We start from the raw sequence: 10,101 nt of genomic DNA on the forward strand, positions 1-10,101 counted from the left end.
GGTGGGGGAAGACTCGCGCGGAGCGCGCCAGTCCCGGGTGGCGGGGGAGGGACACGCGGCCGAGGCCGCCCCGCCCAGGGGCTACGCTCCGGACTCCGCCGCCACCACCGGCGTGGCGGCCCGCCGCTCGGCGCGCCGCTCCCGCAGCCGGCTGGCCACCGGCTCCGTCCACCGCGTGGCGAACGGCCCCACGATGACCAGTATCAGCACGTACGCCGTCGCCACCGGCGCGATCCGCGGTTCGGTCGCCGCGGCCAGGCCCGCTATGACGATGGAGAACTCGCCGCGCGCCACCAGCGCGCCGCCCGCCCGGAAACGGCCCCGCGGGCCGATGCCGGCACGCCGCGCCGCCCACCAGCCGGTGGCGATCTTGGTGCCGGTGGTGACGATGGCCAGCAGCAGCGCCGGCACCAGCACCGGCGGGATCGCCGTCGGGTCGGTCGACAGGCCGAAGAAGACGAAGAAGACGGCCGCGAACAGGTCCCGCAGCGGGGTGAGCAGCCGGCGCGTGTTGTGCGCGACCTCGCCGGAGAGCGCGATGCCCACCAGGAAGGCGCCCACCGCCGCCGAGACCTGGAGTTGCTGCGCCACGCCGGCCACCAGCAGCGTCAGGCCGAGGACCACGAGCAGCAGCATCTCCGGGTTGTCGGAGGAGACGGCCTTGCTGATGAACCGCCCGTGCCGCAGCGCGACGTAGAACGCGATGCCGGCGGTGCCGAGCGCGATCACCAGGGTGAGGCTGCCGCTGGCCAGGCCCACGCCCGCCAACACCGTTGAGAGGACCGGCAGGTAGATCGCCATGGCCAGGTCTTCCATCACCAGGATGCCAAGGATCACCGGCGTCTCGCGGTTACCGAGGCGGTTGAGGTCGGTGAGGATCTTGGCGATGACGCCCGATGACGAGATATAGGTGACGCCGGCCAGCGCGAGCGCGCCCACCGGTCCCCACCCGAGCAGCAGGCCGGCCACCGCGCCCGGGGTCGCGTTCAGCGCCAAGTCCACAAGACCCGACGGGTACTGGGTCTTGAGGCTGTCCGCCAGCTCGGTCGCGGTGTATTCCAGGCCCAGCATGAGCAGCAGCAGGATGACGCCGATCTCGGCGCCGATCTCGATGAAGTCCTCGGTCGTCGAGAGTGGGATGAGGCCGCCGTGACCGAAGGCCAGCCCTATCAGGAGATAGAGCGGGATGGGGGAGAGGCCGAGCCGGCCGGCCAGTCGTCCGACGAGCCCGAGGCCCAGGACGACGGCCCCCAGCTCGATCAACATGGTCGTGGTGTCGTGCACGCTCACCGCACCTTTCGGTTGTCAGGGTCGTTCGCACGGCGCCGTGCAACCGTCAACGGTGCACCGCGGCCGCGGCGACCGGCAGCGCGGAGGTCAGGGCCCGCCGATGATGTCGGCCAGGTCGGCGACGCCCTCCCGGGTGCCGACGACCAGCAGGGTGTCCCCCGCCTCAAGACGGAAGTCGGGCCCCGGTGACGGGTGCGCGCCGGTCCTGCGCAGCACCGCCACGATCGAGGCGCCCGTCCTGGTGCGGGCCCTGGTGTCGCCCATCGGTCGTCCCCGGTAGGGGGAGTCGGGCTCGATCGGGATCCGCTCGGTGACCAGGTCGAGTTCGAGCTCCCCGTCGTGCAGCGTGACGGACGGCTTCTGGGGGGCGAGGATCGAGGCGAGCCGGGCGGCCTCCTCGGCGTCCAGGGCGACGGTGCCCTGACAGGCGTCGGGGTCCTCCGGGTCGAAGAACCCGATGAAGCGCCGACCGTCCTCGTGCGCCACGACGGAGATGTGCCGCCCGTCCCGTGACGCGATGTCGTACTGGGTGCCGACGCCCGGCAGCGGGATACGCCGCGTGCCCATGCTGATCTGCCTCCTCAACCCGGTCGCAGTGAGCATAACGCGCTCGGCAGCACGTTTGTTCTGGAGATTGGCCGGAACTGGCCCGTTTACCAAAGAGACCTTCGCAAAGAGATCTTTGCAAAGAAACCTTCGACGTCTACCGTGGGTCCATGACGGAACCCGGGAAAGTACCCCCGGCCGAGCGGGTCGTGCTCGACGGCAGAGGGCTGCGCGCCCTGGCACACCCCGTGCGGGTGCGGTTGGTCGGCCTGCTGCGCCAACACGGCCCGGCCACCGCCACCCAGCTCGCCCGCCGGTTGTCCCTGAACTCGGGCGCCACCAGCTACCACCTGCGTCAACTCGCCGCGGCCGGCTTCGTCGAGGAGGACACGGAGCGGGGCAACGCCAGGGACCGCTGGTGGCGAGCCGTGCACCAGCTCACCGCCGTGGAGCCCGAGCTGGTGGAGGCCGAGCCCGAGGCCGCCCAGGTCTTCCTCCAGTCCGTGGCGGCGGCCCATACACTCCGCCTCCAGCAGGGCCTCAACGAACTGGCCACCATGCCGCGCGACTGGGGGCCGGCGTTCTACCTGAGCGATGTGACGCTGCGCCTCACCCCGGAGCAGGCGCGCGAGCTTGGTCGGGAGCTGTGGGCGGTGCTCGAGCGCTACCGAGAGGAGAACCGGCAGCGGGCGGACGACGAGGGGCGGGAGAGCGTCGCCGTCCAGTTCCACGTGCTGCCCGAGGTCGGCGACGACGAGGAGCGTGCCACGTGAGGTCACGGGCCCTCGCCGGCCTGCTGGCCGCCGTCTCGGTCTCCCAGCTCGGCACCAAGATCTCCGCCGTCGCGCTGCCCTGGTTCGTGCTGGTCACCACCGGCAGCGCGGCGCAGACCGGCCTGGTGGCGTTCTGCGAGATGACGCCCTACGTGCTGGCCAAGGCGCTTTCTGGCCCGCTGATCGACCGGGCGGGGCCCCGGGTCACCTCCTGGACCACCGACGTGGTCAGCGCGGCGGCCGTGGCCGCGATCCCGCCGCTGCACGCCGCCGGGCTGCTGCCGCTGTGGCTGCTGCTCCTGCTGGTCGCGCTGGTCGGCCTCGCCCGAGGGCCGGGCGACCTCGCCAAGCAGGTGATGGTCCCGGAGGCCGCCGACCGCGATCGGGTGCCGCTGGAGCGGGCCACGGGTCTGGCAGGCGTCGCCGAGCGGCTGGCCGGCACGGTCGGCCCGGCGGGCGCCGGCGTGCTGGTCGCCGCGCTCGACGCGATGACCGCGCTGATGGTCAACGCGGCGTGCTTCGCAGCCGGTTCGCTGCTGGTCGCGGCGACCCTGCCGCGCGGCATGGGCCGCGGCCGGCCCGCCACGCCGGAGGCGACCGAGGCGGGCGAGGTCGAACCGGCCGGCTACTGGCGGCGGTTCGGCGAGGGGTTCGCCTACCTGCGCCGCGAGCCGCTGCTGCTGTCGATCAGCCTCACCGTCGCCGTCACCAACCTGCTCGACGCCGCCTACGTCAGCGTGCTGCTGCCCGTGTGGGCCGAGCGGTCGGGCCACGGGCCGTCCGCGATCGGCGTGATCGGCGGCGTCTTCGGCGGCACGGCGGTGTGCGGCAGCCTGCTGGCCGCCGTGATCGCCCATCGGCTGCCCCGACTCCCGCTGTTCTTCGGCGGCTTCCTGCTCGCCGGCGCGCCCCGCTTCGTGGTGCTGGCGCTGAGCGTGTCGGCCGGCGCGCCGCTGTGGTCGGTGCTCGCGGTGTGCGCCGTCGGCGGGTTCGGCTCCGGCTTCCTCAACCCCATCATCGGCGCGGTCACCTTGGAGCGCATCCCGCGCCACATGCTGGGCCGCGTCCAGGCGTTGTTCACCTCGCTCGCCTGGTCCGGCATCCCGCTCGGCGGGCTGATCGGGGGCGCCGCGGTGGGCGCCGCGGGACTGGTGCCGGTGCTGCTGGTCACCGGTCTCCTCTACTTCCTCACCACCAACCTGGCGGCGCTGCAACCGGAGTGGCGGCGGATGGACCGGGCCCGCGCGGCGGCCGGATCCGATCGCGCCGATCCCGCCGATCGCAGCGATTCGGCCACCGCTTGTCACGGTGCGGCAACCGGATCGGGTTAGTGTCTGGGCGTGTTGTTGACGTGGGCCGGGCGGGCGGTCGGTGACAGGTTCGGGCCGGCGCGCCTGCTTCCGCTGTTTATCGGCGTCGGCTATCTGCTGCTTGTCCAACGCGCCGAGCCGGACGCCGCCGACTGGTTCGTGACCCTCGCTGCCGGCGCGCTCTTCCTCGGCGGCGGAGCCTGGCCGCTCGCGGTCTCGATGGCCCAGAGCCTGCTGCTCGTGCTGGCCCACCCGCTGGTGGCCAACACCCCGGTCGCCGCCAAGGTGATCGCCAGCCTGGCCCTGCTCGAACTCGCCGTGCGCCGCCCGCCCCGCGAGGCGCTGCTCGGCACCGCCGTGCTGATCACCGCGTACGTCCTGCTGATCAAGGACCACGAGACGGTCACCGGGGTGCTGGCCGCCGGCTACCGGGTCGTGGTGGTGGCCGTCGCCCCGCTGCTGCTCGGCGCCTACCTGCGCGCCACCGACCGCGCGTTGGAGCAGGCCAGGGCCAGGGCAGGGGAGGCCGAGGAGCGCCGCGAGCTCGCCGCGCACAGCGCCCGTCTGGCCGAACGCACCGAGCTGGCCCGGGAGTTGCACGACCTGGTGGCCCATCACGTGTCGTCCATGGCGCTGCGGGTCAACGTGGCGCGCTCGGTGCTGCCCGACCTCGACCCCCGGGTGCGCGAGGTCCTGGACGACGTCTACGGCTCGGCCACCACCACCCTCGCCGACCTGCGCCGGCTGGTCGCCGTGCTCCGCGACCCGGCGGCCGTCGCGCCCGAGGGCGGCCCGCCGCTCGTCGTGGAACCGGCCGAACTGCCGGCCGCCGTGGCCACCGTCGTGGCACGCGGCGTCCAGGCCGGGCTCGACGTCCGCGCCAGCGTCGACCCGGCCATCACCGGGCTCGACGCGGTCCGGGGCCTCGCCGTGCTGCGCGTCGTCCAGGAGGGCCTGACCAACGCCACCAAGCACGCCGGCTCGGGCAGCACCATCACCGTCCAGGTCGCGGTTACGGACGGTGACGTCCGGGTCGAGGTGAGCGACGACGGCGGCCCGGCCGAGGTGTCGTACGACCTGCCGCAGGGCCCGGGATTCGGCCTGGTGGGGCTGCGTGAGCGCGTCGGCCTGGTCGGCGGCACGCTCACCGCGGGACCGCACGCCGGCGGCTGGCGGCTCCGCGCCGAGCTGCCGGAACGCGTCCCGGGTGGTGCCCCCTCGGCGACCATCCCATAGTGGGACATATGCCCAGAGCTGTGAGATTCGACAAGTACGGTGACGTCGACGTGCTGCGCGTGGACGAGGTGTCGCGCCCCGAGCCGGGCCCCGGCGAGGTGGTGGTCAGGATCAAGGCCGCCGGCATCAACCCCGGCGAGGCCGCCATCCGCCGCGGCCTGCTGCGCAAACGCTGGCCCGCCACCTTCCCCTCGGGGCAGGGCAGCGACCTGGCCGGCGTGGTCACCGAGACGGCGCCCGACGTCCGGCGGTTCGACCGCGGCGACGAGGTGCTCGGCTTCACCAACCACCGGGCCAGTCACGCCGAGTACGCGGCGGTCGAGGCCGACCAGCTGATCCGGCGGCCGACCGACGTCTCCTGGGCCGAGGCCGGCGCGCTGGCGATCGTGGGCACCACCGCCTACGCGGCCGTGCGCGCGGTCGACCTGCGCCCGGGCGACACGGTGGTGGTCTCGGGCGCGGCCGGCGGGGTCGGCACCCTCGCCTGCCAGTTGGCGCGCAACCTCGGGGCCACGGTGATCGGCCTGGCCAGCGAGGACCACCACGGCTGGCTCTCCGACCACGGGGTCCTGCCGGTCAACTACGGCGAGGGCGTGGCGGAGCGGATCAGGGCGGCGGCCGGCGGTGCGTCACCCGACGCGTTCATCGACACCTACGGCGCCGACTACGTGCGGCTCGCCATCGAGCTGGGCATCCGCCCGGAACGGATCGACACCATCACCAACATGGCGGACGCCGAGGAGTTCGGCACCAAGATGGAGGGCAGCGCGGCGGCCGCCGACGCCGGCGTGCTGGCCGAGCTCGCCGCCGCCGTGGAGGACGGCCGGCTGCACATCCCGATCGCCAGGACCTACCCGCTTGACGACGTCCGCGACGCCTTCCGCGACCTCGAACAGCGCCACACGCTCGGCAAGATCGTGCTGATCCCCTGAACCCGTGCCCCCTACGCGTCAGGGAGCGGAGTCGGCCGGGCGCGGCGGGGTGAGCGAGTCCAGGTGTCGGGTCAGCACCCGGACCGCCCAGCCGGGATCCGCGGTCGCCGGCTCGTGCAGCAGGTGGGCGGTGAGGCCGTCGAGCAGCGCGTGCAGGCGTGCTGCCTCCAGGTCGAGGTCGGCGCCGGGCGCCAGGTCGACGCCGTTGTCCAACTCGCCCACCAGGCCCCGGCAGGCCCGCCGCATCGCCCGGTGCGCCGCGTCCCGCGGCCCGCGCAGCGCGGTGTTCGTGCGCGCCGCGTCGCACAGCGCCAGAAACGCCTCCGACTCGGCGCGCCGTTCCGCGTCCAGCGGCAGCGTCCCGCGCGCGGCGGCCTCCACCGATTCCCGCGCCGTGCCGGACGGTCGCGGCGCGGTGGACCGCTCGGTGACGCGCTCGGTGACCATCTCCAACGCGAAGACCAGCAACTCCCGCTGGCTGGCGAAGACATGGCGCAACGAGCCCGCCGAGACGCCAGCCTCGGCCGCCACCCCGCGCACCGAGGCCCGGCCGATCCCGTCCCGGACGATGACCCGCCAGGCGGCGTGCGCAATCTCGCGGCGCCGCTCGCCGCGATCGATGAGTCTGGGCATGAGGGCCAAGGGTATGCCTCGATGATCACCGATCGACTTGGCATTCGATATCGCCCGTGAAACGGTTCCCCTGCCGGGACTTGGCGGATCGGCCCTGCGGCCGACCGCCGGCACCGGGCCCGCGGCCCCCTCCGACCGGCCGGCCGCCGGGGGACGCGCGAGCCGCGCGCCCGCCCGACGAGCCCCACCGACCCCACCGAAAACCGCGCGCCGCCCTCGCCCATTCGCATTCCCCCCGACACGGCTTTCCGGGGGACTGCGGAATTCGATTCACCTCGCGCGGTGCCGTCTCGAAATGCGGGGAGGTCGACCGCACCGCACCGCGGTTACCCGCGCCGCGCGGCGTGGGGCATGTCGGGCGCTGGCGCGAATACGGTCGAGGACGAGCCGCGCTGCTGACGCGGCGTGCTGATCCTCGAACACCGCCCGGGCAGGGCCTAACGCATCGTGGCCGCCTGGCCCGCGGCGAACTCGTCGAGTGCCACGGTGAAAGCGGCCGTCAGCCGCGCCGCCGGCGGCGCCGCGTGGCTGATCACGGTCAGGCTCAGCGAGACGGCCCGCTCCGGCGTCCTGGTGTGCCCCGCCAGGAAGAAGCTGACGACCCCGGGCGGCGGCATGTCGGGCAGCACCATGCCGCCGGTCAGCGGCCGGCCGAGCAGGGACCAGGGCCCCCGGCGCAGCACGAGCGAACTGCAGCACACCGGCGCGTACGACGCGGAGTTGCCGTGCGCGGCGGCCATGCGCGGCGCCCAGGCGCCGAGCAGCGCCGCGCCCCTGACCAGGCGGGCCGCGTTGACCGCCCGCGACAGGAAACCGGGGGCGGCGAGCGCCGCGTGACAGGCCGCCAGCCGGTCGCGCGGGTGGTCGACCCCGATCGGCAGCGGCACCCGGGTCGCCGAGAGAGCGTTGCCGAGCTCCCCGGCCGCCCCGGAGGGCCGCAGGTCGACCGGCACCAGCGCGTAGAGCGGCCGGGGCCCGCCCGGCCAGCCGGACGGCGCGCCGTGCACCTCGCGCAGCACCCCGGTGACGGTGGCGAGCAGCACGTCGTTGAAACCGACCTCGATGCCCGGCAGCGACCGGCGCGCCGCCCGCACGGCCGCCGGGTCGACGTCCGTCCAGGCGATGGTCGGCCCCGCCGGCGTGCCGGGCAGCCGGCGGCTCGGCCGCGCATGGTGCAGCAGGTCGCGGCCGAGCCGGCCCAGGGTCTGCTGGCGGCGCGGCTCAGCCGGCGTCCTGGCGGCGGCCGGCGGGCCGTCGAGCAGCACGCCGAACAGCGTCTCGAGGGACCGCCCGTCGAGCGCCGCGTGATGGGCGGTCAGCAGCAGCGCGAAGCCGTCCGGGCCGTGCCGAGGCACCAGGCGCAGCCGCCACGGCGGCGGGTTGCCCGGCAGCGAGCGCCGCGCCGCCGCTTCGACGAGATCCGCGAGGCGTGTGCCGGGCGGCTCGGCCCGCACCTGGAGCACCGGGTCGAAGTCGTCGAGCACCAGCCACCGGTGCCGCCGCAGCGGCGCCGGCGCCGGCGGCGGCGGCGGCAACAGCACGGAGCGCAGCCGGGGCAGCCCGCCGAAGCGGCCGGCGACCAGCTCCCGCAGCTCCTCGATCCCGGGCGGCCGGCCGGCGAAGAACATCGCGGAACCGATCGTCTTCGGGGTGCCGCCCACCATGAAACACTCGTCAGAAGCCGAGAGTGCGATACGGTTTTCCATCCTCCCAGCCCTTTCCCCTCCGCCGAATAACCGCCGAGAAAAACCCGCGGAATGACATGGCGTGTGGGGGAGCAATCTAATCGCTGTGATCGGACAGGCCGCAATCTGACACGACAGGGAAGAGGCTCAGGTAACGGCATGGCAGACATCTTCGACAAGAAGCCGGCCGCGACATTCGGCGAAATGGCGGAGGCGGGCGCGAGACCCTACTACCGCACCGCGGCCCCGGGCGCGATCATGGCCGGCTGCAACGACTACCTGGGCCTGGCGACCGACCCCCGGGTCGTCGAGGCCGCCGCCGCGCTGGCCAGGCACGGCACCAGCTGCTCCGGATCCGCATCCTCAACGGCACCCTGCCGCCGCACGAGGAACTCGAGGCCGGCCTCGCCGACTTCCTCGGCTGCGAGGCGGCCCTGGTCACCACCACCGGATTCCAGGCCAACCTGGCCGTCGGCGCCCTGCTCGGCCCGGGCGACGCCTCGTTCAGCGACATGGCCAACCACGCCTCGCTGGTGGACGCGGTGCTGCTCGGTCAGGGCACCCGCCACCGGTACCGACACGGCGACCTCGACCACCCGGGGCGCCTGCTGGCCGCCGCCGACCCCGACGCCGGCAAGCTCATCGTCACGGACGGCCTCTTCTCCATGGAGGGCGACCTGTGCCCGCTGCCCGGGCTGCGCGAACTCGCCGACCGGTACGGCGCCCGGCTCGTGGTGGACGGCGCCCACGACATCGGGCTGCTCGGCGCGCGCGGCCGCGGCGTCGCCGAACACTTCGACGCCATGGCGGCCGTCGACCTGTTCACCGGCACCTTCTCCAAGTGCTTCGGCTCGCTCGGCGGCCTGCTCGCGGGACCGGCCCGGATCGTCGACCACCTGCGGTACACCGCGCGCCGGTGCTCTTCTCGGCGGCGATGTCCCCGGCCTCGGCGGCGGCCGCGCTGGCCTCACTGGAGATCATCAAGGCCGAACCCGCCCGCCGCGAGCGGGTGTTCGACCACGCCGAGCGGCTGCACAACGGGCTGCGCGCGCTCGGCTTCGCCACCGACCCCTCGGTCACCCCCGTCATCCCCGTCCACGTCGGCCAGGCCGTGCCCTGCCTGCGGATGTGGCAGGCGCTGCACGACGCGGGCGTCTGCACCAACGCGGTGGTGGCGCCCGCCGTGCCGCGCGGCCGCGCCCTGATCCGGGTGACCCCGCAAGCCACCCACACCGACGAGCAGATCACCCGGATCCTGGACGCCTTCGCCGCCTGCGGCCGCCGCCTCGGCCTGGTTCCGGAGCGCGCCGAGCACGACTGGACGCCGGTCGCGCTGGCCCGCCCCAAGCTCACCCCGTGACCGGACCAGCACCACGTTGTGCCCGCCGAAGCCGAACGAGGTGCTGACCGCGACCGCCACCGGCCGCTCCCGCGGCTGCTTGACGACCAGGTCGATCCCGAGCCCCGGCGCCCCCACGTTGGCGGTCGGCGGCACCACCCCGCGTTCCACGCTCAGCACCGTCAGCACCGCCTCGACGGCCCCCGCGGCGCCCAGGCCGTGCCCGAGCGCCCCCTTGGCCGAGGTGACGCTCGGGCCGTGCGGGAACACCCGCTCGATCATCCGTCCCTCCGCCATGTCGCCCTGCCGGGTCGAGGTGGCGTGTGCGTTCACGTGCTCCACGTCCCGCGCCTCCAC

Annotated in this window: 8 protein-coding genes and 2 pseudogenes; 5 read left to right on the forward strand and 5 right to left on the reverse strand. The window is 74.2% G+C overall.

The window, feature by feature from the left end; genetic code table 11:
• Window positions 1-81 precede the first annotated feature (81 nt).
• Window positions 82-1,284, reverse strand: coding sequence for a cation:proton antiporter (locus E1265_RS27075; protein WP_132933621.1), 1,203 nt, complete (start codon window positions 1,282-1,284; stop codon window positions 82-84).
• A gap of 93 nt (window positions 1,285-1,377) precedes the next feature.
• Window positions 1,378-1,857, reverse strand: a complete 480-nt coding sequence (locus E1265_RS27080) for a cation:proton antiporter regulatory subunit (protein WP_132933622.1) — start codon at window positions 1,855-1,857, stop codon at window positions 1,378-1,380.
• Window positions 1,858-2,006: 149 nt separating this feature from the next.
• On the opposite strand from E1265_RS27080, the gene E1265_RS27085 reads away from it, so the two are divergent.
• The 4 genes from E1265_RS27085 to E1265_RS27100 are packed head-to-tail and all read left to right on the forward strand — an operon-like array spanning window position 2,007 to window position 6,087.
• Complete coding sequence (locus E1265_RS27085; RefSeq protein ID WP_132933623.1) at window positions 2,007-2,609, forward strand: helix-turn-helix domain-containing protein; 603 nt, start codon at window positions 2,007-2,009, stop codon at window positions 2,607-2,609.
• The gene (locus E1265_RS27090) at window positions 2,606-3,940 is read left to right on the forward strand and encodes an MFS transporter (protein WP_243741135.1); all 1,335 of its coding nucleotides are present in this window, start codon (window positions 2,606-2,608) and stop codon (window positions 3,938-3,940) included. The genes E1265_RS27085 and E1265_RS27090 overlap by 4 nt, the downstream gene beginning before the upstream one ends.
• A 9-nt stretch (window positions 3,941-3,949) precedes the next feature.
• Window positions 3,950-5,155 (forward strand): histidine kinase, encoded by a 1,206-nt coding sequence (locus E1265_RS27095; protein WP_132933624.1) that lies wholly within the window; start codon window positions 3,950-3,952, stop codon window positions 5,153-5,155.
• An 8-nt stretch (window positions 5,156-5,163) separates the two neighbouring features.
• Window positions 5,164-6,087: an NADP-dependent oxidoreductase gene (locus E1265_RS27100; protein ID WP_132933625.1), complete on the forward strand. Its 924-nt coding sequence runs from the start codon at window positions 5,164-5,166 to the stop codon at window positions 6,085-6,087.
• Window positions 6,088-6,105: 18 nt separating this feature from the next.
• On the opposite strand, the gene E1265_RS27105 is transcribed toward E1265_RS27100, so the two are convergent.
• Together E1265_RS27105 and E1265_RS27110 are read right to left on the reverse strand one after the other, a co-directional pair.
• Window positions 6,106-6,720, reverse strand: a complete 615-nt coding sequence (locus E1265_RS27105) for a TetR family transcriptional regulator C-terminal domain-containing protein (RefSeq protein WP_132933626.1) — start codon at window positions 6,718-6,720, stop codon at window positions 6,106-6,108.
• Between the two features lie 437 nt (window positions 6,721-7,157).
• Window positions 7,158-8,384 (reverse strand): wax ester/triacylglycerol synthase domain-containing protein, encoded by a 1,227-nt coding sequence (locus E1265_RS27110; protein WP_165953896.1) that lies wholly within the window; start codon window positions 8,382-8,384, stop codon window positions 7,158-7,160.
• Between the two features lie 395 nt (window positions 8,385-8,779).
• On the opposite strand from E1265_RS27110, the pseudogene E1265_RS27115 reads away from it, so the two are divergent.
• A pseudogene (locus E1265_RS27115) lies at window positions 8,780-9,765 on the forward strand (aminotransferase class I/II-fold pyridoxal phosphate-dependent enzyme).
• A gap of 6 nt (window positions 9,766-9,771) precedes the next feature.
• Here the strand turns inward: E1265_RS27115 and E1265_RS27120 are convergent.
• Window positions 9,772-10,101 (reverse strand): annotated as a pseudogene (locus E1265_RS27120) (3-oxoacyl-ACP synthase); the annotation flags it as partial.

This window comes from Streptomyces sp. 8K308 (assembly GCF_004348315.1).
Lineage (GTDB): Bacteria > Actinomycetota > Actinomycetes > Streptomycetales > Streptomycetaceae > Streptomyces.

Excerpts from the sequence above, each read along its gene's own strand:
- E1265_RS27080 (WP_132933622.1), bottom strand. The coding sequence starts at position 1,857 with ATGGGCACGCGGCGTATCCCGCTGCCGGGCGTCGGCACCCAGTACGAC.
- E1265_RS27085 (WP_132933623.1), top strand. The coding sequence starts at position 2,007 with ATGACGGAACCCGGGAAAGTACCCCCGGCCGAGCGGGTCGTGCTCGAC.
- E1265_RS27100 (WP_132933625.1), top strand. The coding sequence starts at position 5,164 with ATGCCCAGAGCTGTGAGATTCGACAAGTACGGTGACGTCGACGTGCTG.
- E1265_RS27105 (WP_132933626.1), bottom strand. The coding sequence starts at position 6,720 with ATGCCCAGACTCATCGATCGCGGCGAGCGGCGCCGCGAGATTGCGCAC.
- E1265_RS27110 (WP_165953896.1), bottom strand. The coding sequence starts at position 8,384 with ATGGTGGGCGGCACCCCGAAGACGATCGGTTCCGCGATGTTCTTCGCC.